This window comes from Flavobacterium sp. RSSB_23, from assembly GCF_051547145.1.
Lineage (GTDB): Bacteria > Bacteroidota > Bacteroidia > Flavobacteriales > Flavobacteriaceae > Flavobacterium.
This window is the reverse complement of record NZ_JBPTTO010000069.1, coordinates 1-262: the sequence shown is the minus strand read 5'-3', so window position 1 is coordinate 262 and position 262 is coordinate 1. Positions and strand designations below refer to the sequence as shown.

The window sequence follows — 262 nt, the reverse complement described above, 5'->3', positions numbered from 1 at the left end:
TGCGTTTAGGTTTTCACAAATTTGATACACTATCGTATACCCTCCTGCTGGGGTACCAGCTGGGACAGACACTTCTCCAGTTGTTGGGTCTAAAAATGGAACTTGTCCTCCTGCTATTGGTAGCGCTGGGTCAACAACGGTCATTGTTATCTCTGATAATTGAACTGGATTTGCGTTGAGCTTGTCATTGTTTAATGCATTGAGTACATTGGTGGCTCCTAAAAATCCATCTACATTAGTAGCTAAATCATCATTAGCAATG

At 41.6% G+C, this 262-nt stretch carries 1 protein-coding gene; it reads right to left on the bottom strand.

Going from position 1 to position 262, the window contains the following annotated elements; all coding sequences use genetic code 11:
* A partial coding sequence (locus tag ACSVH9_RS16410; RefSeq protein WP_438064643.1) for a hypothetical protein occupies positions 1 to 262 on the bottom strand: 262 nt, incomplete at both ends.